Source organism: Lactococcus ileimucosae (genome assembly GCF_943193185.1).
GTDB classification, from domain to species: domain Bacteria; phylum Bacillota; class Bacilli; order Lactobacillales; family Streptococcaceae; genus Lactococcus; species Lactococcus ileimucosae.
On sequence record NZ_CALPDE010000003.1, the window covers coordinates 132,574 to 154,910 of the forward strand.

Sequence of the window (22,337 nt, forward strand, 5' to 3'; positions counted from 1 at the left end):
ACATTTCTTTTATTTTAGATGAAACAAGTCAGATACAGCATATTCTACAGCAGCAACAATAACGGATATTTGAGAGTCAGAAAGTCCAATCACTTATATATTATCGTAGCCATATACATAAAAGCGTTGTGTCGGCATTGTATGTCTACAACTTCTTTACTTTGTTGCTCTAACTCTCGTAAAAATTCATACATCTTGTGATCGAATGATGAAGCACTGATGTAGCTAACAATAGTTTTAGTTTGCATAGCTCCCTCCTGTGATTTTATAAATTTGTTTGTTTTTGTTGCAATTATATATACATTTTACTATATTTAATAAAAATAGTCAGTGATTTACTGTGGAATATGAAAATATTTTTCTGATATAAACAAACCTAGCTACTATACAAAATAGAAAAACAGCAATAAATAAGGCTTCTAACGCACATTTATAACAGTAAATTAAAGCATAGAAACATTATTCCTCTCCCTTGAATTTATCTAAAAAGTAGTGATAAAGCTCTATTTTTTCTGAAACAAAAAGCCGTATATCCTCGATATACAGCTCCTTATTTAGTAAAAATTTATGCTATTTTTTCTGAACCTTTTAATCAAATACAGGCGTATATGTTCATAAAAGTAAAGCTTGCCTTAATATAGACACTCTGATACAAGCTAATGTACTCAGAAACAAGCTTACAACATTTTGTTGTAGAATTCGACGATAAGCGCTTCGTTAATTTCTGTATTGATTTCATCACGTTCTGGAAGGCGCACGAGTGTACCTTCAAGTTTTTCAGCGTCAAATGATACGAAGTTTGGACGTCCTTTAGTTGCTTCAACAGCTTCAAGGATTGCCGGAACTTTCATAGATTTTTCACGAACTGAGATAACTTGACCAGGTGCTACGCGGTATGATGGGATATCAACGCGTTTGCCGTCAACAAGGATGTGACCGTGGTTTACAAATTGACGTGCTTGACGACGAGTAGTCGCAAGACCAAGACGGTAAACAACGTTATCCAAACGTTGCTCAAGCAAAGTCATGAAGTTGAAACCAAGAGTTCCTTCTTTAACGCGTGTAGCAGCTACGAACAAGTTACGGAATTGGCGCTCAGAAACACCGTAAGTGAAACGGAGTTTTTGTTTTTCAGCCAATTGCAAACCGTATTCAGAAAGTTTTGAACGGTTGTTAGGGCCGTGTTGACCAGGTACGTAGTTACGACGTGCAAGTTCTCTACCAGAACCTGTAAGTGAGATGCCAAGACGGCGAGATTGTTTCCATGATGGACCAGTATAACGTGACATGTATATGTCTCCTTCAAATATTTTTTGAAGAATATTGACAGCCTCGAATTCGTGCATTTTACTTTCGCCTTACAGCTTCGGTTACTTCGTAACAAGTAAAATGTTGACGAGTTTTCTAGCTGACTGCTATATTCAACCTCACTATTCTAGCAAAAATCCTAGACTCTGTCAACTTATGATAGAATTTGCACGGCAATTTCATAGCTTATTAAAAAGTTATAATAATCTTCCAGTAAAACTGGATATAACAGCATTTGTAAGGAAAAATATGGCACTGTCGTTACGAAGAGTACAGAAATGGACATCTCCCTCGAACGCTTTCATTTACAAGTGTCCTTCTAGAAAATGCGCGATTTCTCACAAATTATAAAATTTCCGTGAGGACTTATCCTCTACTTATCTCTGGCTCATTTCCACTATTTAGATTTTATTTTTACTGGGACAGCTGTTTTTCTTTCTGCTTGTTTTATGTTTGTTTGATAATAAAATACCGGAATCCCTGCAAGTGTAATGACAATACCAATCATAGCAAGAACAGGTTGTTGTGTAATCATCGTCCACATAATAAATAGAGCACCCAGCATTCCTACAACAGGCAATACTGGATATAATACCACCTTATATGGTCGATGCAAATCAGGCTCCTTTTTTCTTAAAATAAAAACTGCCAAAATCAGAAGAAATGAAAAGAACCATATCACGAAGATGACTAAGTTAGTCAATATTTCAAAAGAACCTGCTGCCATAAAAACACATGCTAATCCAGCCACCAAAACAGCCGAGACGAAAGGAATAGAGTTCTTATTGAGTTTGCTCAAATATTTTGAAAATGGAAGAGATTTCTCTAAAGATAAAGCATAAGGAACACGGATAGCCGTCATTGTATATCCATTGAGTGTACCATAAACGGAAATCAAGATGCCAATAGTCACGAGTTTTCCACCATTTACACCAAAGAGTTGCTGAGCAGCATCTGATGCTGTGTTCACATTACCCGAGATTTGATCCAAAGGTAAAACTTTCAAGAAACTCAGGCTAATAGCAATATAAATAAAGGAAATAATGAGCAAACCAATGGTGATTACTTTTGACAAATGTTTCTTTGGATTTTTCATTTCACCAGCAATATTTCCTACATTCATCCAACCGTCAAATGCGAATAAACTCGCGACTAAAGCTCCACCTAAGCCCGTAAGGAGACCGACATTTTCTCCTGCTTGAACAGGAAATAATTGAATGTCTACTTGTGAGCGAGTGGTTAGACCAAACATAATAATTAAAAATATCGGAATCAGCTTCAAAATCGAAGTGATCTGTTGAAAACGAGAAGTAAAACGAGAGCCAAGTAAATTAACCGCCATAATTGATAGAACTGCGGCAATAGCAATAGGTAGCAATAAGTTTTGAGGAAGTCCTAATAAATTTAGAACCTGAGTAGCAAAGATAATGCCCAAGGCAGCTATATTTCCCGGGTTATAAATCAAAACCTGAACCCAACCAAATAAAAAACCAACCATCTTTCCATAACTTCGTTCCAAGTATTTTACGGCACCTCCCGTCTCAGGAATGGCTGCCGCGAGTTCAGCAACACTCAATCCTGCACAAATAGTTAGTCCTCCCCCTACAATCCAGGCCAGTAAGGTGAGCGAGGCTGACTGTGTGGCTGCAGCCATTGTGGCAATTCTGAAGAAAACTCCAGCACCAATAACCGTTCCTACAACAATAGACAAGGCACCAAAAAAACCGATATCACTTTTCAAGTCTTTTTCCATATCCATCTCTTCTTTCTTATGTATTCACTAAAATTTTTAGTGTTACGCACCATTATACTTTATGTTTTTGTATTCTCCAAACAATTCATGAATTTTCTGACATTTGTTATCTAAATTTAATGTTTCTGATTTATGGAATCTAAATGACAATGACAAACTCAGCCACGAAAAATCCTCAGCAAGCGCAACTAAAAAGTCGATCAAAGTCAACTTTTTACACACTGCTATCACTCATTTTTTAGCGATTACCACCGCAGAGTTGGCAGAATCTATTTTGTTGCTATGTTCCCCATCTTTTCTAAAGTCAGCCTTGCACAGAACCATGCACAATCCCTTTAAAAATTAATACCAGCCTGTAGGATTATACCAACAAGAAAAAGTATCAGAAGATTTTCCATAAGCAGTTGCAACTGCCCATTGTTTAAATCCAGCATTTGCTATTCTGATGACATTACCTACTCGAGCTTTAGCTCCATGTCTATTATATTTAAAGCTATAGTGACTTGAATATCCTTTTTTCTTTCTTCCCCAATCATAAAGGTCAGAAAAATACACCCATCGTCCTGACTCATGATTAATAGCAGGTCTTGTTTTCTTGCTGGTGTTAGTCCCTAAATTACTTTCTACAATATTACCTTCAGGATCAAAATGGATATACCCCTCAGAATCTGATGTGTGTGTGATATCCCCGTATGGCTCTTGTTTGTCCGCAAAAGCCACTGAACCACCTAGGAAACTTCCAAACAGTCCAAGAGAAAGCACTAAAGTTGCTAAATATACCGTTTTTTTCATATTTACCTCCAAAAAAATTGTTTTATATACAACGTTACTAAGTCTTCGATAATTTTAAAGCCTAGGATTGTTCATGGTCCTGTGTAAGGCTGATTTTAAAAAATGTCAGTATAAAGGATACCTCTAAAAACTCAGACTTTGCAGCTTTGGCTAAAAATTCCAAGGCTTCGTCAGTTTTCCTCGAAGAGAAAATTTTAGCTGAAATCTGTCATCAGCAGTTTTTAGAGGTGTCCTAAATTTAAAGTTCTATAGTTTTATTCCCTTTCTTTGCCAGTTCCTCATCATGGGTGACAATGATTACTGCTTTCCCATTTATCGATTGTTGAAATAAAATATCAGTGACGATATCTCTGTTTAGCGAATCTAAAGAACCTGTGGGTTCATCTGCTAAGATAAGTATGGATGGTTTTAAAATAATTCGCGCGAGTGCAACGCGTTGCTTTTCACCTCCAGATAAACTACTAATGGTTGTGGATAGTTTTTTATTTAAATTGACCGCATTCAGTGCCTCCTTTTTTTGTTTTACTTTCTCTTTCCTACTTAATTTGCTATATTTTAAGCCTATTTCTAAATTAAAATTAATTGTTTCTTCTTCAACTAGACCGAAATCTTGAAATAAAAATGATATTTTATTTCTTTTTATCTTCAGTTTTTCTTTTTCTTTCAGCTTTGCTGTTTCAACACCTTCAAATAAATATTCTCCTGAACTTACCGTATCGTTCATCCCTAGTATGTTTAGCAGCGTCGTCTTTCCAGAACCGCTAACGCCTTTAATCGTCACAAAATCACCCTTATTTACAGTAAACGCATTGATTGAAAAAATGGGTTTATCCTGTATTATTTTTTGGATATTAGATAGAGAGACTATTTCGTTTTTATTCATCACTTTCCCCTTTAAAGATTTAATTAGACTTTCTTTTTTCAACCCTAAATAAAGTCATACTGACTATAATGACATTGAGTAACATAGCCAGAAAGATATTAATAACAAATTCTTTGCTGATTTCAGACGAGAATACAGCTATAGATAAACCTATCATTAATTCAACTATCAACAATAAAAAGACGGATGCATAAGTTTCAAAAAAGGAATAACCGTTGAGCCTTAGCAAATAAAATTTTTTACTATGATACTGAAAAAAATAAGCAGTAGTAAGTAAGCAAACAATAGAAAAGGCAAATACAGTCAATAAGGATCTGGTTAATAAATAGCTGAACGAACCGGACAGGCTTTTTATTAGCGTGATATCTGATTTTTCATAGGGGACAAAAGAAGGTAAATTATCCGTCAGCCTGTTTTTCTCTAAAAGCGCGTTAAGTTTTTCACTTGCTTTCCCCGCTGTTTTTATTTTGATCGGTGGATACTGATCACCATTAAAAATATTCCTGTCCCAACTGTCACTGTTTTTGAGTGTTAAAATATCTAAAATAGGATAGTCATCAATCCATGGCTTATTGGGAACAAAACTGTAGATAGGTTGTTTATCTTTGATATAGATAATCTCCGTTAATTTTTCCTCATACTGGGGCAAGTCTTTAAAATAGTATTCTTCTATCTTCGTCAAGTCATCAGTTCCCTTGAATCTTTTGGGAATGAGTAATACTCTTTTTTCTTCACTTTCTTCTATAAGGACTCTCTGATTATTTTCATCTAAAATTTCGAATTTTTTTAAATAATTAGGGTTGAGTTGTATCACTCTCCCAAATACTTCGTTCTCTTTTGTATTATAATGTTGTATACTTACCAGCAAGCTTCCCTTTTGGTTTAAATAGCGATAAATTTCTTCCTCTTCTTCTGCTCTAGAATCCTTGTCATGAGTAAATTCAAGCTGATTTTTTCCAACAATAACAGGAAAAAAAACATGATAGTTATCCTCACTTATTTTTTTAGGCACTTCACTATTAAAGGTGATATTGGATGCTTTATACATAATCGTTGCTATATCTATATTCGTTACGACTAACATCATCAGAAAAATAAGTTTTATTGCTGTTGGCAATAAATGAATAAATAACTTTTCTCCTTTATTTTTACTCTCTTTTTTTCTGCGATTTAACTTCTCCACAACATAAACCATCAGCAGTAACCAAACATAACTCAAGGATAGGAGAAGTCCAATATTGATTATAAAATTGACACAATAGATGCGTGAAATGGTTCCTAATAAATAGGTAAGTAAAGCAATGGATGCAAAAATACAAGTTGCATACCCCTTGCTGATAAAGTTATTGATGCTTGCTACGATAGAATAGCCATTTTGTCGTAAAATATGAATTTTTTTATGAAGCGAAAAAATCCAAAAACTTAACATCACCGTAAAAAAGGTTATGCCAATCTTTAAATAGCTTGAAATATTGTAAATGTCCCTACCCGATGATAATTCATAACTTTCACTTTTTTCAAAATCTGCAAAATCTTGATAAGTATAGTTCTCACCCAAAGCTTTGTTATAAGCGTTTTTTATCTGTTCTACCGTATCTTTATATTTATTTTTATCCTCTGTTTTTATAAAAACTTGCCACTCAAATTCATTTTTATTTTTTAAATTATCTATACTGTCAATAGATAGGACTGACTTACTCAACGGAGGGCTGTACACGCTTTTTTGATGCGTCTGAGGTGCATACAAGGTTATCTCTGCTCTGGATAGGAACTTAAAATTAATCCCTTCTTCAATAAAGTACCCTTGGTCTACAACTTTGTACAGAGTAAATAATCCCTCCTGTTTTGAAATTTTTTCTATAATATCAATCACTCTGTTATTCTCTTTTTTACTGGTTATTTTTTTAGGTTTTTTTAAAGGGGAATAACTATCCGTATAACTAAAAAAATCTGTCACCTTATCTCTTGAATAGTGCTCTACCTGAAAAATAAACATGCCAAATAAAATGCTAAGCAGAAGGATAACAAGATTAAATTTTAAAATTCTTTTTTTCAAAAAAAGCCTCGTTTCATTTTAGTTCTTTTACTCTAAAGGTTTGTTTTCTACTATTTTTCGATAGGTTCTGCCATTTTTCCTTTCAGATTCTCCTCAAAAGTTTTAGCTTGACCAACTCCCAATCCTCCTAAGGCTAACAAAGCAATACTCATCAGTCCAATAGACTTTCTTAGTTTTTTCTTCTTCATACGTTCCCTCTTTTCCAATAATTTTTATTTATGCCTACACTATTATTCGTAAAAAAGTGCAAGATGTAACAAAGAATCAAAAAAATTACTTTTTTGCACGCTATCTTCTATTTGGTTGGTTTGACATATATAACACTTCCTAATATTAGAATGACAAGATTACTGATAGATTCAAAGCAAAAAAAATAGACTCCGAAGAGTCTATTACTTAACTTAGTGACATTGACCGCAATACAAGGTTAGTTTTCATTTCCAACGAAAAAACTCATCCACGAAAGATGAGTTAGGGTTAGTCGGTAATCGGGAAGACAGGATTCGAACCTGCGACACCTTGGTCCCAAACCAAGTACTCTACCAAGCTGAGCTACTTCCCGGTGGTATAAAGATTTCTGAATTGACGAGAACTAGCCTCCTCTTTAGGTAAAGAGTACTTGCAGGGTAAATTTGCCAAGCAAATTTCTATCCGCAACCTCAAAGCAGTGCTTTGAGCTCTACCAAACTGAGCTACTTCCCGGTGGTATAAAGATTTCTGAATTGACGAGAACTAGTCTCCTCTTTAGGTAAAGAGTACTTGCAGGGTAAATTTGCCAAGCAAATTTCTATCCGCAACCTCAAAGCAATGCTTTGAGCTCTACCAAACTGAGCTACTTCCCGTGGTATAAAGAATTTTACAATAATAAAACGGGCAAGCCCGACTTAATTATTATGCACCCGGCAGGATTCGAACCTGCAACCGCCTGATTCGTAGTCAGGTACTCTATCCAGTTGAGCCACGGGTGCGCTTTTTGACTACCTGACTATTATAGCAAATCACCTTTATTAATGCAAGGACAAACTCATAAATAAACAAAAAAACCGAAATTATTCAGTTCTTTGCGTAAAATATATGCATCAGTTTTATTTAAAAGCATTCCACATAAGGAGGAGGGCAGCCAATATGAAAATGCTCAGTAATAAAACAAAATCATTTTTCGACCATTTGAGCTGACGATATTTACTTCTTCCATCGCCTCCTTGATAGCCTCGCGACTCCATAGCGACCGCCAAATCTTCTGCACGGCGAAAGCTTGAAACAAAGAGAGGAATCAATATCGGGATAATGGAGCGTACTTTTTGTAGAAGATTTCCTTCACCAAAATCCATTCCTCTTGCCTTTTGAGCATTCATAATCATAGTTGTGTCGTCCATCAATGTTGGAATGAAGCGCAGAGAAATCGAAAGCATTAGCCCTAATTCATGGACAGGGACTTTAATTTTCTTCAAGGGCGCTAAACCAGTTTCGATACCGTCTGCCAATGTTAACGGCGGTGTTGTCAACGTCAACACTGTTGACATAAAGATAATTAACACAAACCGGAAGAAGATATAAAGTGCATTAATCAAGCTCTCTGTTGATATTTTCAATATCCAAAACTGAAAAACAATGTGTTCCCCAGGCGTAAACAGCATCTGAAAGATGACCGTAAATAAAATCAAACCAATCATCGGTCTTAAGCCTTTAAGAAAATAAGAAATAGAAATCCCTGATAAAAGTACGCCGGCGAAAGTATAAAGAATTAGGAGTAAATAGCCTAACCAGTCATGTGCGAAGAAAATCACGATAACAAAAATAAACATGACTAAAAGTTTACTGCGAGGATCCAAGCGATGAATCAGCGAATTTCCTGGGATATAGCGTCCCATAAGCATATTTTGCATTCTACTTTTGCGCCTCCTTCAGCATTTGAATCAACTCTTGGCGTTTAATAGGCAAATGGTCAAAGACAACACCTCGCTTCTCCAATTCTACAGCAAACTCTGTTGTTTTGGGGACGCCAAGCTCATGTTGCATTAAGAAATCGACATTTTGAAAAACGTCCTGAGGTGTGCCCGATGAAATCACACGACCTTTTTCTAAAAGGTACACCTTGTCCGCATATTCGGCCACGTCATCCATATTATGTGTGACCAAAACGACGGTCTGCCCTTTCTGGTGCAAATGACTAAAGAGCTCCATCATCTCGATACGTGCTTTAGGGTCCAATCCAGCTGTCGGTTCATCAAGAACTAACACTTTGGGCTCCATTGCCAAAATCCCCGCAATAGCAACACGGCGCATTTGTCCACCTGATAATTCGAAGGGCGATTTTTCAAAGTTTTTTTCTGCTAAACCTACAAGCTCCAGCTTTTCGCGCGCAATCTCTAGTGCTTCTTCTTGCGAGACACCAAAGTTTTGTGGACCAAAAGCGACATCTTTCAAAACCGTTTCTTCAAAAAGTTGACTTTCTGGAAACTGGAAAACAACCCCCACTTTTTTACGTGCCGGCTTGATTTCTTTTTGTTTACTGCTGGCTTGAATAACAATATTGTCAATAGTTACCTTACCTTCTGTGGGTTGTAAAAGACCATTCAGATGTTGTAATAGCGTTGATTTCCCTGAACCTGTATGGCCAATGAGAGCAGTATAACTCCCCTCCTCAACCTCTAAATTGATATCAAAGAGAGCACGACTCGCAAAGGGAGTATTTGGTTGGTAAGTGAAGTTTACCTTATCAAATTTAATCATTTTCTCAGTCTTTCTGCTAAGATGTCTGCCAGTTCTTCTTCATTTAAATATTTTTCTGGCAAGTTAAAGTTTGCCCGCAAGTCTTCTGCTAAACTTGAAGTAAAAGGCATATCTAAACCAATATTAACCATGTCTTCACCCGAACCAAAAAGTTCTTCTGGTTTGGCCGACTTGATAATTTTACCGGCACGCATTACTAAAACACGATCAGATAAAGTTGCCTCATCCAGATCATGAGTAATGGAGAGAACAGTCAAATTATATTCTGCCTTAATTTCACGAATGACACGCATGATTTCAGCGCGGCCTGTAGGGTCAAGCATTGAAGTTGCCTCATCAAGGATAATAATTTCTGGGCGCAACGCGATAATCCCCGCAATAGCAACACGCTGTTTTTGTCCACCGGACAGACGTGCCGGTTCTTTGCCTTTAAATTCTAACATGTTGACTTGTTTTAAGGCCTGATCTACACGTAAAATCATCTCTTCACGTGGAATGCCTTGATTTTCCATTCCAAATGCGACGTCGTCCTCGACAGTTGCACCAACAAATTGATTGTCCGGGTTTTGGAAAACCATTCCTATTTTTTGACGAAGCGCCCAAACATTTTCAGAACTTAAAATTTCTCCGTCAATTTTTATACTGCCTGATACATTTTCAAGTAAACCATCAATAGCGCGAGCTGTGGTTGATTTTCCTGAACCATTTTGACCAATAATAGAAACCCACTCTCCCGCATGAACAGCAAAAGATACCCCATCTAAAGTGGGCATTTCTTGTTCTTCTTCATATTTGAAAGTCAGATTTTCTACTTCGAGGATTTTATTCATAAAACTAATTATACCAAATGCCTTGCGTTTTCGCTATCTCTCATTTTTAGAAAAAGTCCTAACATCAGGACTTAAACATTTTTTCAAAATCAATATCCTCTTCAACAACTTTAAAGTCTTTCAAGGCTGATTTTAAAGCAAGATTTTTTGCTTTCTTGGGAAGCTGATAATACCTTTCTGACTCACGCACAGAACGTCCAGAAAGTTTTTGAAAACTTTTCTTCTTTGGAGCTTTTGGCTTCTTGGACTTTTCAGTTATCTTTATTTCTGGAAAGGCAAGGATGAGCTTTTCAATGATTTTTTCCACACCGAAATTACTTCCTATCCAGAAAGGGGTGCCGCTAGATTTCGCTGCCTCTTTTGCAAATCGTACCGAAGCATGGGCGACATTGAGATTACGGATCATCACAAAATCAGCTTGTGCTACCAAGTGATTGATTTCTGCACGTCGGGGCTTTTTCTTGTCAAATCCAAGAAAAGCCACTCCTATTGCTGCTAACCCTTCACGTAAATCATGCCAATAGCCTGATTCACAAATGACTAAAACAGTCCTCATATCAGTTTTTCCTTATGAATTTGTTCCACTGCTGCTTTTCCGTCATTGAGTTTTTCCCAAATGACTACTCGGTTTTCAGCCAAGGATTTTTTCACATCAATGATCCGTTGGTTTGAAGACCCTCTAAATTGGAGCAACAAGTTTTTCTTACTGAGTTCAAAGCGACCGTCTACAAGTATATCAATATTTCGTAAGAGTTCAAGTTTGGTTTCATCTTCTTGCAGAAGTTCTTCCCAAGTATAGCCCGTCCAAGACCAGATATCTTTTTCAGGAAGCTCTGCACGTATACGCTTGACAAGCGGTAATGCTACACCCGTATTAAGGAAAGGCTCTCCACCAAGTAAGGTCAAACCTTGAACATAAGACTGGCTCAGGTCTGCCATGATTCTTTCTTCCAGTTCTTTCGTATATGGACTGCCATAACGGAAGTTCCAAGTTGCTTGATTGTAGCACCCTTCACAGTGGAATTTACAGCCGGATAAGTAAAGCGAGCAGCGTACGCCTTCACCATCAACAAAATTGAAAGGCTTGTAATCTGAAACATAGCCTTGTTCCAAATCTGAAGCAAGCCACTCTTGTGGTTTTGGATTATTCATCGGTCTTTACTCCTATCTCTATTTTATCTGAAATTTATCTTCTTAATCACAATGAGGGTGATAACGCTCAGACATATTGCCTATCATGAGTGGCTTTAGCCACAATGATAGCAGCGCATAACAATAGGAATCAAAAACAATGCTTTTTTGATTCCTACCTAATGAGACGCTCAGGTAATTCTCATAGGAATTACCGTCCATCATTAATTCCTTTAGGAAAAATGATGGTAGCGTATCAAAAAAATGAGCACTTCTTCCGAAACTACTCATTATATTATACTACTTTTTAGACCAAATCATTTGATTTTCTTTGCTCACGACGTGCAATAAACGGAAGGAGCATCCCTAGAAGAATCAAAACAATAGGCGTCAAGATATTTGAAGTCAATTGGAACCACCAAGCAGATGGATTTGCAGCGAAATCAACTTTTGGTACCATCCCAAGGACACATGCTACCAAAGTAAACAGGAAACACCAGACACCCGCCAACATTGCCAAACGTTTTTGCTTAATAAATTTGTATTCAGAAGTAAAGTGTTTTATCGCACGATTAAGCATGATGAAGGCGAAGAATACCCACATATAGCGCATTGGCATCACGACGGAGTTTAAGTTTGTCAGCCATTTGACCAGTTCGTTCATGTTTCCAATTCCAAGCAGCGGCATCAAAATAACGATACTTACCAAAATCCCTGTCAATACAAAGCCATTGATTAACGTTCCCTTAGCAGTTGTTTTACGCAACCAAGCTGGAACAAATTGTGGGTCTGCATCCGCAAGCAAGATACGCAACGGCGCATCAATTGAAAAAGCAAGTGCGGCAATTTGACCAATGCCTTGAGTAAAGGCATAAATGTACATTAAGCTATTGCCAATACCGTAGTGTTCGCCTAGCATTTGGAAAGCCGCATAGGCACCATTTGCCATCAAGTCTTCTGGAAGATTTCCACTTGTAAAGAGCATCCCCATTGCTATTGAACCAAGAACAGCACAGACTCCTACCATGGCAGCTAATACAATCATCGCTTTTGGAAACTCACGCGCTGGACTCTTCATCTGGTTAACATAGGGTGAGATTTTTTCTGCACCACCAACTGCAAAGACCAGCATTGAGATTGTCGTAAAGTAGCTGAAGTCAAACTTAGGAATATAGGTACTGATATTTCCCATATCTGGTGTCGCCATAGCAAAATTTTTGGAGATAAATGGGACACTAACTGCCATAACAATAAAGAGTAAACTCATGACAAACATTGCTGTTCCAGCGAGACCCCCAATGACTTTAAGTGTGTTTAAACCTTTTGTTGCGAGCCAGAGAAAAAGCAAGAAAATAAGCAGGGAAAGGATAGCCACAAGCGGAACTGACATTAAACTCACCAATTGACCATCTCCTCGCCCAATCCAGCCAAAGGCAATTAAAATCGCTTGAGGTTTTTGGGCTAAGTACGGGATATGCACAACCCAATACGTCCATGCTGCATAATAAGCCAGCCGTTTTGTAGTGGTTCGTTCAACCCATGAACTCACTCCCCCTTTACTGTCTTTAAAAGTTGACCCTAACTGACCAACAATAAGTGCGTAGGGGACAAAATAAAGTGCCAGAATCAAAAGCCATGAGGTAACAACAGTAATCCCTTGCTGGGCAAAGTTATTCACCACATTTCCCATCCCCCAAACCATGTTGAAGGCAATAAATGCGACGGTAAACCATCTAATCTTTTTAGTGTCCATATGACTCCTTAAAATTTTTTATCACTCTGCGGACAAGTATCTTTCAGACATTCAATAAAAAAGCGGTTACACTAAGATTATAAAACAAAACTTAAGTACTGTCAATTTCATCTCTAAAATTTCCTAACACCCTAATAATCCCTCGCTTCCCTCTATTCTAATGTGAAGGCGTCTGGGAAAATGTAGAAAATTGACGGCCTCTAACCCAAAATGCCGAAATAAAAAACATTCAACTGCAGTACACTTCGAACCCAGTTGAACGTTTTTTATGTTTTAAAATCTCGTCTATTTTCTGTCCTTTATTTCACAAATTTACTTTTAACATGATCCACATCTTCACTGTCAATACTTTCTCCATCTCGAAGGACACCTACCGAACCATTCATGTGCTTCACTCGCGATGATATTTCTTTATGACGTCCATGAACCATTGGTCTTGCTTGAGGATTTCCAAGGTAGCCACAGGTACGTTTCACAACATCACAAGTTTGTGGATTTGTATTTCCACATTGTGGACATTTAAAACCGCGCTCTGTCGCTGTGAAATCCCCTTCGAAACCACATTCATAACAGTGATCAATCGGTGCATTTGTTCCCAAATATCCGATACGGTCATAAGCAAAATCCCAAACAGCTTCAAGCGCACGAGGATTTTGTTGAATCATTGGATATTCGGCATAATGGATAAATCCACCATTTGCGTAAACAGGATAATCTTTTTCAAATTCCAATTTTTCAAATGGAGTTGGGTTTTTGCGCACATCATAATGAAAACTGTTGGTATAGTAATCTTTATCGGTAATGTCAGCTACTGACCCAAATTTTTCTTTGTCCATACGGCAGAAACGGTCTGTCAGGCTTTCACTTGGTGTAGAATACACTGAGAAATGGTAACCCGTTTCTTTACTCCAGTCTTTACACTCTTGATTCATGCGTTTCACTATTTCAAGGGTAAAGTCTTTTGCTTCCTTATTGTTTTCCCAAGTTGGGCCGTAAAAACTTGTCGCAACTTCATAAAGCCCGATATAACCAAGAGAAACAGTTGCCCGATCATTTTTATAAAGTTCATCTACCGAGTCTTCCGCATTCAAACGCCCCAAAGCTCCATTCATAAAGAGGATCGGCGCATTTTTGGGTTGAGCTTCCTTTGTACGGTTCACACGGAAAACCAAAGCATCTTTAGCGATAGCAATGCGTTCATCAAAGATTTCCCAGAACTTTTCTTTATCCCCTGCTGCTTCTAAAGCAATACGTGGGAGATTAACTGTAACAACACCGAGGTTGCTACGGCCAGCTGTAACATCCCTGCCATTTTCATCTTTCCATCCATGAAGGAAACTGCGGCAGCCCATACTGGCCTTAAATGAACCTGTCACCTCAACAATCTTATCATAAGATAGGATATCTGGATACATCCGTTTTGTTGCGCATTCTAGTGCTAAGTTCTTAATATCATAGTTTGGTGTCCCTACCTCAAGATTAAGCCCACGTTTGAGTGTGAAGATTAACTTAGGAAAGATTGCTGTACGATGTTCCTTACCTAGACCACCGATACGTACTTTCAAAATTGCTTTTTGAATTTCACGTGCATACCAATCTTCTCCCAAACCAAAACCAACTGTGACAAATGGCGTTTGTCCATTTGAAGTGAAAAGCGTATTGATTTCATACTCCAAGGACTGCATGGCATCATAGATGTCTTTTTTGGTCTTTGCTTTGGCGTATGCTTCACGTTTTTCAGGCTGTTCGATCCACTCTTCTGCATCTTTTAAATGCTTCACATAGTTCAATTTTGCGTAAGGTGCCAAAATTTCATCAGCACGGTCAAACGAACAACCGCCGTATTGCGAACTCGCTACATTCGCAATAATTTGTGAAGCCTGAGCTGTCGCAGTTTGAATAGATTTGGGTGAATCCACCTGTGCATTTCCTAGCTTAAATCCATGTTCAAACATATTTTTAAAGTCAATCAAACAGCAATTTGACATGGTTGTAAATGGCGAGTAATCCAAATCATGATAGTGAATTTCTCCCTTTTGATGAGCGTTAGCCACATGAGGCGGAAGCATCTTCAAGCCAATTGCTTTAGAAACTGCTCCTGCCGTCAGGTCACGTTGTGTATTAAAAACATCGCTGTCCTTGTTGGCGTTCTCGTTAACAACTGTGTGATCTTTGTTGATAAGCTTTTCAATAGTAAAGTTAATATCAGTTGCTTTACTTCTTTCAAGATCACGCTGCGTACGATATGTGGTATAGACCTCTGCCCATTTTGTTTCTCCGAGCTCCATCAAGACATGCTCAACGATACTTTGAATTTCATAAATCTTTACATTGTCCGTGAAACGCGTAAAAATTTCGTGAACTACACGCTCACAGATTTCAGCGATACGTGTTTCCGAAACTGGTGGTACTACTTCATCACCAGCCTTTTTTAAAGCATCAAAAATTTTGCTGCTGTCGAACTTTACAGAACGTCCATCACGTTTTATAACGCTAATTTCTTGAACCTCTACTGGGCTTTCTTCAACCACCTTCATTGATTTGCTCTCCTATTTTTTTTAATTCCTTGCCTTCTATTCTATCAAATAACTTTTGCTTTTTCCACTATATATAGTATCTATTTTTATGAAAACAAAAGAAAGCACACTATATATAGTGTTACAAAGAAAATAAAAAAAGAGTCAAAAAACACCCTTCTTTATTCATTGATAATTTGAATTTGACAAGATTTCATGGTTTCTAAAGCTGCACAGTGACTTTCAGGCGTTACCCCAGCACAACAAGAGGCATCCACAATAATTTTCACTTCAGGTGCAAAAGATTTAATCAGCATTGCATTTGAAATCACACAGATATCCGTACAAATACCAATAAGTTCAACCTGCTCAACTCTCTCATCTCTGATATATTCTGCGAGCTGTATTGAACCGAAAATATTTTTTTCAAAGATACGTTTAAACCCTACCTGAGCTTCTTTTCGAATCTCCCAACCCTTTGTTCCTTTTTGACAGTGAAGCACGGGCAAATTCTTTCCTTCTTGCGTTGTTAAGTAGTCTTCAAAGTGCGTATCTTGTGTAGCTAAACGCTCACTCTCTTTATAAGTATCCAGCTTCTTAATAACCCTTGGAACAATAGTTTGTGCTTCGACTGTTCCTAAAGAGCCATCTATAAAGTCATTTTGAAAGTCAATCAATACCAGTAGTTTTTTCATATGCAAAGTGTAACATACCACCTCAATAAGGTCAAATACTTCATAGATAATCAAAAATGAATGAGGAAGTCACCAATTCCCAATTGCTACAAGGAAACTAACCGGTTTCATCAAAGCTGTTAAAGCTTTATCTATCCACTTCAAATGACAATTCTCTCCTGCTTTATCTTGTATAACTTCTCTATTCAAAAATGAAGTTTTCATATTCATTTATCTATATAAATATTATATAATTATTAATATAAGGGTCTGTAGACGTACAATCCCCGATAGGATAAAAGCGCTTGTATAGAAATGAGGGGAACACCTTAGAGATAAAGAATAACCTATAATCCTCTTTTTCATGGATAAGTTTTGATTAAAAGCACGTAAGACTCACCATAAGCAGTTAGGGCCCCCGCTCCTTGAATCAATCAACTGTGGTATCTCGCTTTTAGAAAAAATCTATATACCATGCTTGTTAAAAGGGGGAGGTGTACTAAAGATAAAAAACAAGTAGGAGGTTCGTTATGAAATGCAAAACAATAATGGAAAATATCGTTTCTGAAAACAGCACATCTGTATTCGATAAAAAAGTAAATGCTTTTCTAAAAGAACTGGCAGATGATGGTTATTACGTTTTAGAACAGCACTTTCAGCATACTCGCTCAAGCTTAGCAGTATCAATTATTTACAGTACGGAACCACGAAAAAAGGAGCTCTAATCTAATAGGAGTGGAAGCTTGAGGAGAAATATGGTTCTGGAATACTCAAAAAATATTATGTAGGAGGACTTTGACTTGCTCAAAGTTTCGTCAAGTCCTCAGATTCTACTCAGTCATCGTGCTTCCTCCTTTCCCACACAAAAAAACGCTCAACCACAACACTTCTGTGCAAACTTTGAGCGTTTTTTTATTTTATTAATGGTATTTCTTATCTAAATGGCTGTAAATAGGAAGACCAATTAATGTAAAGATTACACCAACCAAGGCTGGAATCTGATTACTCATGTAGTCTGAGCTAATCAAAGTCATGAACAAGATGAAGACACCACCGCCAATTGCAATAATTGGGATAATCGGATAAAGTGGCACCTTGTATGGGCGTGCCAGTTCTGGCTCTTTCTTACGCAAGATAAATACTGTAATGAAGACCATTGTATAGAAAATCCAAATTACAAATATCAACATATTTGTAAGGAAATCAAAGGCATCGCTTGAGAACATAGTTACAACCAGCATGATTGCAGCAATAGCAACTTGAAGTATACCTGAATTTACTGGAACACCACTTGCTGAAAGTTTTTGGAAAGTTTTCCAAAATGGGAAAGACTTTTCTGTTGCCAAGGCATAAGAAGCACGCATACCTGTCATAGAATAACCGTTGATTGTTCCATAAACAGATATCAAGATACCAATGGTAACAAGTTTACCTCCCATACCGCCAAATATCTTATCGGCTACCATAGCAGGAAGATTGGGATCATTTTCCATCAATGTTGGGATACCTAAAGTACGGATATAGGCAGCATTGACAAAGATATAAACAAACATGATAGCAACAATACCCAGGATAATTGCACGCGGCAAATGTTTAGCTGGATTTTTCATTTCTCCAGCGATATTTCCTGCATAAATCCAGCCATCATAGGCAAACATTGTAGCCAACAAACCTGAACCAATGGCTGAAGCCAACGACAAGTTTTGTCCTGCTTCGATTGGCAAAAGCTGAAACTCAACACCACCAGGACGAAGTAAGCCAACGATAACAATCAGGGCGATTGGGATAAGTTTAATTACAGTTGTTACTGATTGTAAAGCACCACCAGCTTTTGAGCTGATAAAGTTAATCAAGGTGACTGAAACAGCTGCAATAACACCGACAATAGCTGTATTGGCCGCGCTCACATTCATTCCAAACAAATTCAAAAATTGTGTTCCAAATACGACAGCAAGGGCTGCAATATTTGCTGGGAAGTATATGATTGATTGTGCCCAGCCTAAGAGGAAGGACCAGCGTTTACCAAAACCACGTTGGATATAACGTATCATCCCACCTGTTTCAGGAATAGCTGCTGCAAGCTCTGCAGCAGTTAACCCACCACAAATCGAAATAATACCACCAAGTACCCAAACCAATATGTGTAATCCAGCCTGTCCCGTCAGTTCCGCAACTCGACCTGCTTTAAAGAATACACCTGCACCAATAACCGTGCCCATTACCGTCGTAAGGGCAGGAAAGAAACCAAGCGTACGCTTCATTTCATTTTTTTGTTCCATAAGAGCTCCTCTTTAAAAGATAAATTTTGACAAGATTAATATTGTCTTAATGTTGATTACTACAATTAGCATTAGAGAGTAATCTCGAAACCGATTACTCTCTAATTTTATCATATTTTTTAAACTTGTGATAGAGTGAACTTAGTTTTCTCAACCTTTTAATTTTTCAGTAAGTTTTTCAAGCATATCCTTAGTCATCGCATCCAAGTCGTATTTAGGATTGAAGCCCCATTCTTCTTTAGCGCATGTCGCATCGATAGAGTTTGGCCAGCTGTCTGCAATAGCTTGTCGTACAGGATCTACATCGTAATCCATTGTAAAGTCAGGCATGAACTTTTTAATCGAAGCAGCAATCTCTTCTGGTGCAAAACTCATAGCTGTGATATTGAAGGCATTACGGTTGACTAACTTGTCTGCTGGCGCGTTCATCAAATCAACAATCGCATCAATCGCATCAGGCATGTACATCATGTCCATCTTAGTTCCTTCAGCGATAAAGCTTGAGTAGTGACCGTTTTTGATTGCTTCATAGTAGATATCAACAGCATAGTCTGTTGTACCTCCACCAGGCAAGGTCTTGTATGAAATCAACCCTGGGAAACGTACACCACGTGTATCTACACCAAACTTCGTATAGTAATAGTCACAAAGCAATTCCATAGAAACTTTTGTTACACCATACATTGTATTTGGACGTTGAATTGTCACTTGTGGTGTGTTGTCCATTGGAGTACTTGGACCAAATGCAGCAATAGATGATGGTGAGAAGTACTGTAGACCAAGCTCACGCGCTGTCTCCAAAGCATTAACCAATCCACCCATATTAAGCTTCCAAGCAAATTGTGGCTTCGCTTCTGCTACTGCAGAAAGGAGGGAAGCCAAATGGATAATTGTGTCTACACCATTATCTTTGGCAATCTTCAGCATCTTGTCATGATCCATGACATCCAAGATTTCAAAATGTCCATCTGTCACAACTGGATTTCCTTCAACTTCGCGGATATCCGTTGCGATAACATTATCAACTCCAAGATCATTGCGAAGACGTTCCGTCAATTCTGAACCAATTTGTCCAAGTGCGCCTGTGATGAGTACTTTTTTCATTTTATTTTCTCCAATATATTTGATATATGTTTAGTTACGATAGAAATAATTTTTCTGGACCAGAGGTTAGATTAAACCAATCTCTTTCCCTACTTTGGCAAAGACAGCAACTGCTTGGTCTAACATTTCTTTAGTATGTGCTGCTGTTGGCATCGCACGGACACGACCTGTTCCGAGTGGTACAGTTGGGAAAACGATAGGTTTCACATAAACGCCATTTTCAATCAGTTTCTTAGAAAACTCTTGTGTTTTTGCTTCATCTCCTAAGATTACAGGTGTGATTGGTGTTTCTGATACACCTGTATCAAAACCAGCTTTTTGCAGTTCTTCTTTGAAGTATTTTGCATTGTCCCAAAGTGTTTCCACATATTCCGGATGATCATGCATCAACACGAAAGCTTCTTTTGCAGCTGCAGCTGCACCAGGTGTCAATGAAGTTGAGAAGAGGAAAGGACGTCCTTGTGACTTCAACCAGTCAACTAAAAGTTTTGACCCTGCAACATATCCCCCAACTACGCCGATTGCTTTTGAGAGGGTACCAATTTGGAAGTCAATTTTATCCTGCAATCCAAAATGTTTTACAGTACCAGCACCGCCACCCATGACGCCTGAGCCATGCGCATCATCAACATAAGTGATTAAATTATATTTTTCAGCAATTTCTACAATTTCTGGAAGTTTAGCAATATCACCATCCATTGAGAATACACCGTCTGTGATGTACATTACCTTATTATATTCGCCTGACTCTGTTGCCTCTCTTGCTTTCGCTTCAAGATCAGCCATGTCTTGGTGTTTGACACGAATAATCTTAGCTCCTGAAAGACGACATCCATCAATAATTGAAGCATGGTTAAGTTCATCTGAGAGGATGGCATCTCCTTTTTTCATGACTGCACTGATGGCCCCCATGTTACAATTGAACCCAGACTGAAAAGCTATCGCAGCTTCAGTGCCTTTGAACTCCGCAATGGTCTTCTCAAGCTCAATATGAATATCAAGCGTTCCATTAATTGTACGTACAGCTCCTGCACCAGCACCATACTTGTCTGTTGCCTCTTTTGTTGCCTGAATGAGTTCAGGCCGTGTAGCAAACCCCAAATAATTGTTTGAGGCAAGGTTAATCATTTTCTTGCCTGCAACTGTAATCTCTGGGCCATTGGCGCTATCTAGAACGTCAATTGTGTTGAGCAAACCTTTTTCTTTCAGGTTTCCAAGCCCATTTTCGAGGAACTCCGTTAAAACTTTTGAAGTCATTTTACAACCTTCTTTCACTTTTCGGCTACATTTTCTGTAACCGTTTACAATTAGTTTAACACTTTTCAAAAACTCTTGCAAGATTTTTTGGACTGTTTGCTTATATTTTAATTTAAATTACACATTTTTGTTAATTTTGTGATTTCAAGTAATTTATCGCACAATTAAAAAAGACTGAAATATGCGTAAAAAGCCCTGGGTTACAGAGCTTTTTTACCTATGAATAATTAAAATATTAAGATTTACTGCTCCTCATCATTCGCAATCAGAAAGTGATCAACAATATCTTCGATACGTGCCAAGTCAACGTTACCTCCAGACACAATGGAAACAACCTTCTTGCCTTTCACATATTCATCCACTTTCCCTGCAAGAATCGCTGCAGTTGTAAGAGCACCAGCACCTTCTACAACGATTTTTGTACGTTGAATAAGGTCTTTAATCGCCAACTCAATTTCTGCTTCCGAAACCAGAACCATATTGTCAACAATTTGATTGACAACCTCAAATGTCAATTCGCCTGGATAAGCAACGTGACAGCCGTCTGCAATCGTTGGTGCTTCATCATGATAAACTTTTTTACGTGCCCTAAACGATGCTGTCATTCCATGACAGTTTTCAGCTTGTACACCAATAACTTGAATATTAGGATTGAAAGATTTTAAGGCAACAGCAACCCCTGATATTAAGCCGCCACCACCTACAGGAACTAAAACTGTATCGACGTTCCAAAGGTGATCTAAAATTTCCAGACCTATTGTTCCTTGACCAGCCATTACTTCTGTATCGTCATAAGGTGGAATGTAAGTAATGTTGTTTTCCTTAGCATAGGCTTCACAAAAATCCTTAGAATCATCAAACTGCTCGCCTTCAAGCATTACCTCTGCCCCATATCCACGTGTGGCATCTACTTTTGCCTGTGGTGCGCCCTTTGGCATGACAATGATGCTCTTAATGCCTAAAAGTTTTGATGTCAAAGCAACACCCTGTGCATGATTACCAGCTGAACACGCAATAACACCGCGCTCTTTTTCTTCCTGAGACAACTGCGCAATTTTATTAAAAGCGCCACGGAATTTGAAGGAACCTGTTAACTGCATGTTTTCAAGCTTCAAATAAACTTCTCCACCTGTTTTAGCAGTTAAGAACATTGACTGAATCAATGGTGTTTCACGCGCATACTGTTTTACAATATTTTGAGCTTTTTTTATATCTTTAATCGTAACGGGCAGGCTTGCTAAATTTGTCATCGTTTTTCCTCAAATCCT

20 protein-coding genes and 2 tRNA genes are annotated in these 22,337 nt (G+C 37.9%); 1 reads left to right on the top strand and 21 read right to left on the bottom strand.

Annotation, left to right across the window (positions count from 1 at the left end):
• Positions 1-677: 677 nt before the first annotated feature.
• The 17 genes from rpsD to NFR51_RS10745 form a co-directional block, all read right to left on the bottom strand.
• Complete coding sequence (gene rpsD / locus NFR51_RS02625) at positions 678-1,289, bottom strand: 30S ribosomal protein S4 (RefSeq protein ID WP_251712201.1); 612 nt, start codon at positions 1,287-1,289, stop codon at positions 678-680.
• Positions 1,290-1,705: 416 nt separating this feature from the next.
• Positions 1,706-3,061, bottom strand: a complete 1,356-nt coding sequence (locus NFR51_RS02630) for an APC family permease (RefSeq protein WP_251712202.1) — start codon at positions 3,059-3,061, stop codon at positions 1,706-1,708.
• 342 nt (positions 3,062-3,403) lie between these two features.
• The gene (locus NFR51_RS02635) at positions 3,404-3,853 is read right to left on the bottom strand and encodes a hypothetical protein (RefSeq protein ID WP_251712203.1); all 450 of its coding nucleotides are present in this window, start codon (positions 3,851-3,853) and stop codon (positions 3,404-3,406) included.
• 238 nt (positions 3,854-4,091) lie between these two features.
• Positions 4,092-4,736, bottom strand: a complete 645-nt coding sequence (locus NFR51_RS02640) for a putative bacteriocin export ABC transporter (protein WP_251712204.1) — start codon at positions 4,734-4,736, stop codon at positions 4,092-4,094.
• Positions 4,737-4,755: 19 nt separating this feature from the next.
• Positions 4,756-6,792: a bacteriocin-associated integral membrane family protein gene (locus tag NFR51_RS02645; protein ID WP_251712205.1), complete on the bottom strand. Its 2,037-nt coding sequence runs from the start codon at positions 6,790-6,792 to the stop codon at positions 4,756-4,758.
• Positions 6,793-6,842: 50 nt separating this feature from the next.
• Positions 6,843-6,980 (bottom strand): hypothetical protein, encoded by a 138-nt coding sequence (locus NFR51_RS02650; RefSeq protein WP_251712206.1) that lies wholly within the window; start codon positions 6,978-6,980, stop codon positions 6,843-6,845.
• A gap of 300 nt (positions 6,981-7,280) precedes the next feature.
• Positions 7,281-7,354 (bottom strand) — tRNA-Pro (locus NFR51_RS02655).
• Positions 7,355-7,686: 332 nt separating this feature from the next.
• Positions 7,687-7,760: transfer RNA gene (locus NFR51_RS02660), tRNA-Arg, on the bottom strand.
• Positions 7,761-7,877: 117 nt separating this feature from the next.
• Entirely contained in the window at positions 7,878-8,678 is an 801-nt protein-coding gene (locus NFR51_RS02665) for an energy-coupling factor transporter transmembrane component T family protein (RefSeq protein WP_251712207.1), read from the bottom strand.
• A 1-nt stretch (position 8,679) separates the two neighbouring features.
• Entirely contained in the window at positions 8,680-9,525 is an 846-nt protein-coding gene (locus NFR51_RS02670) for an energy-coupling factor ABC transporter ATP-binding protein (RefSeq protein ID WP_251712208.1), read from the bottom strand.
• The gene (locus NFR51_RS02675) at positions 9,522-10,355 is read right to left on the bottom strand and encodes an energy-coupling factor ABC transporter ATP-binding protein (protein ID WP_251712209.1); all 834 of its coding nucleotides are present in this window, start codon (positions 10,353-10,355) and stop codon (positions 9,522-9,524) included. The genes NFR51_RS02670 and NFR51_RS02675 overlap by 4 nt, the downstream gene beginning before the upstream one ends.
• 64 nt (positions 10,356-10,419) lie before the next feature.
• A complete protein-coding gene (locus tag NFR51_RS02680) occupies positions 10,420-10,911 on the bottom strand; it encodes a DUF2325 domain-containing protein (protein WP_251712210.1) in 492 nt (163 codons plus the stop codon).
• Positions 10,908-11,507, bottom strand: a complete 600-nt coding sequence (nrdG, locus tag NFR51_RS02685; protein ID WP_251712211.1) for an anaerobic ribonucleoside-triphosphate reductase activating protein — start codon at positions 11,505-11,507, stop codon at positions 10,908-10,910. Before nrdG ends, NFR51_RS02680 begins: the two co-directional genes overlap by 4 nt.
• 286 nt (positions 11,508-11,793) lie before the next feature.
• Positions 11,794-13,239: an APC family permease gene (locus NFR51_RS02690; RefSeq protein WP_251712212.1), complete on the bottom strand. Its 1,446-nt coding sequence runs from the start codon at positions 13,237-13,239 to the stop codon at positions 11,794-11,796.
• Positions 13,240-13,538: 299 nt separating this feature from the next.
• On the bottom strand, positions 13,539-15,776 hold the full coding sequence (gene nrdD / locus NFR51_RS02695) for an anaerobic ribonucleoside-triphosphate reductase (protein ID WP_251712213.1): 2,238 nt from the start codon (positions 15,774-15,776) through the stop codon (positions 13,539-13,541).
• A 161-nt stretch (positions 15,777-15,937) separates the two neighbouring features.
• Complete coding sequence (locus NFR51_RS02700; RefSeq protein ID WP_251712214.1) at positions 15,938-16,450, bottom strand: cysteine hydrolase family protein; 513 nt, start codon at positions 16,448-16,450, stop codon at positions 15,938-15,940.
• 69 nt (positions 16,451-16,519) lie between these two features.
• Positions 16,520-16,654 (bottom strand): hypothetical protein, encoded by a 135-nt coding sequence (locus NFR51_RS10745; protein ID WP_277613146.1) that lies wholly within the window; start codon positions 16,652-16,654, stop codon positions 16,520-16,522.
• A 305-nt stretch (positions 16,655-16,959) separates the two neighbouring features.
• Between NFR51_RS10745 and NFR51_RS02705 the strand changes: the two genes are divergently transcribed.
• On the top strand, positions 16,960-17,154 hold the full coding sequence (locus NFR51_RS02705; RefSeq protein ID WP_251712215.1) for a hypothetical protein: 195 nt from the start codon (positions 16,960-16,962) through the stop codon (positions 17,152-17,154).
• A gap of 195 nt (positions 17,155-17,349) precedes the next feature.
• On the opposite strand, the gene NFR51_RS02710 is transcribed toward NFR51_RS02705, so the two are convergent.
• The 4 genes from NFR51_RS02710 to tdcB all read right to left on the bottom strand — a co-directional run bounded on the left by NFR51_RS02710 (position 17,350) and on the right by tdcB (position 22,319).
• A complete protein-coding gene (locus NFR51_RS02710; RefSeq protein WP_251712216.1) occupies positions 17,350-18,708 on the bottom strand; it encodes an APC family permease in 1,359 nt (452 codons plus the stop codon).
• 150 nt (positions 18,709-18,858) lie between these two features.
• Positions 18,859-19,812 (bottom strand): L-threonine 3-dehydrogenase, encoded by a 954-nt coding sequence (locus NFR51_RS02715; protein WP_251712217.1) that lies wholly within the window; start codon positions 19,810-19,812, stop codon positions 18,859-18,861.
• Between the two features lie 66 nt (positions 19,813-19,878).
• A complete protein-coding gene (locus tag NFR51_RS02720) occupies positions 19,879-21,069 on the bottom strand; it encodes a glycine C-acetyltransferase (RefSeq protein ID WP_251712218.1) in 1,191 nt (396 codons plus the stop codon).
• 242 nt (positions 21,070-21,311) lie between these two features.
• Positions 21,312-22,319, bottom strand: a complete 1,008-nt coding sequence (tdcB, locus tag NFR51_RS02725; protein ID WP_251712219.1) for a bifunctional threonine ammonia-lyase/L-serine ammonia-lyase TdcB — start codon at positions 22,317-22,319, stop codon at positions 21,312-21,314.
• Between the last annotated feature and the right edge of the window lie 18 nt (positions 22,320-22,337).

Bases quoted from the DNA above. Each gene is read 5' to 3' on its own strand.
- rpsD (WP_251712201.1), bottom strand. From the start codon at position 1,289: ATGTCACGTTATACTGGTCCATCATGGAAACAATCTCGCCGTCTTGGC.
- NFR51_RS02700 (WP_251712214.1), bottom strand. From the start codon at position 16,450: ATGAAAAAACTACTGGTATTGATTGACTTTCAAAATGACTTTATAGAT.
- NFR51_RS02720 (WP_251712218.1), bottom strand. From the start codon at position 21,069: ATGACTTCAAAAGTTTTAACGGAGTTCCTCGAAAATGGGCTTGGAAAC.
- NFR51_RS02710 (WP_251712216.1), bottom strand. From the start codon at position 18,708: ATGGAACAAAAAAATGAAATGAAGCGTACGCTTGGTTTCTTTCCTGCC.
- nrdD (WP_251712213.1), bottom strand. From the start codon at position 15,776: ATGAAGGTGGTTGAAGAAAGCCCAGTAGAGGTTCAAGAAATTAGCGTT.
- NFR51_RS10745 (WP_277613146.1), bottom strand. From the start codon at position 16,654: ATGAAAACTTCATTTTTGAATAGAGAAGTTATACAAGATAAAGCAGGA.
- NFR51_RS02650 (WP_251712206.1), bottom strand. From the start codon at position 6,980: ATGAAGAAGAAAAAACTAAGAAAGTCTATTGGACTGATGAGTATTGCT.
- NFR51_RS02665 (WP_251712207.1), bottom strand. From the start codon at position 8,678: ATGCAAAATATGCTTATGGGACGCTATATCCCAGGAAATTCGCTGATT.
- NFR51_RS02635 (WP_251712203.1), bottom strand. From the start codon at position 3,853: ATGAAAAAAACGGTATATTTAGCAACTTTAGTGCTTTCTCTTGGACTG.
- NFR51_RS02630 (WP_251712202.1), bottom strand. From the start codon at position 3,061: ATGGAAAAAGACTTGAAAAGTGATATCGGTTTTTTTGGTGCCTTGTCT.
- NFR51_RS02705 (WP_251712215.1), top strand. From the start codon at position 16,960: ATGAAATGCAAAACAATAATGGAAAATATCGTTTCTGAAAACAGCACA.
- nrdG (WP_251712211.1), bottom strand. From the start codon at position 11,507: ATGAATAATCCAAAACCACAAGAGTGGCTTGCTTCAGATTTGGAACAA.
- NFR51_RS02690 (WP_251712212.1), bottom strand. From the start codon at position 13,239: ATGGACACTAAAAAGATTAGATGGTTTACCGTCGCATTTATTGCCTTC.
- tdcB (WP_251712219.1), bottom strand. From the start codon at position 22,319: ATGACAAATTTAGCAAGCCTGCCCGTTACGATTAAAGATATAAAAAAA.
- NFR51_RS02675 (WP_251712209.1), bottom strand. From the start codon at position 10,355: ATGAATAAAATCCTCGAAGTAGAAAATCTGACTTTCAAATATGAAGAA.
- NFR51_RS02670 (WP_251712208.1), bottom strand. From the start codon at position 9,525: ATGATTAAATTTGATAAGGTAAACTTCACTTACCAACCAAATACTCCC.
- NFR51_RS02680 (WP_251712210.1), bottom strand. From the start codon at position 10,911: ATGAGGACTGTTTTAGTCATTTGTGAATCAGGCTATTGGCATGATTTA.
- NFR51_RS02640 (WP_251712204.1), bottom strand. From the start codon at position 4,736: ATGAATAAAAACGAAATAGTCTCTCTATCTAATATCCAAAAAATAATA.
- NFR51_RS02715 (WP_251712217.1), bottom strand. From the start codon at position 19,812: ATGAAAAAAGTACTCATCACAGGCGCACTTGGACAAATTGGTTCAGAA.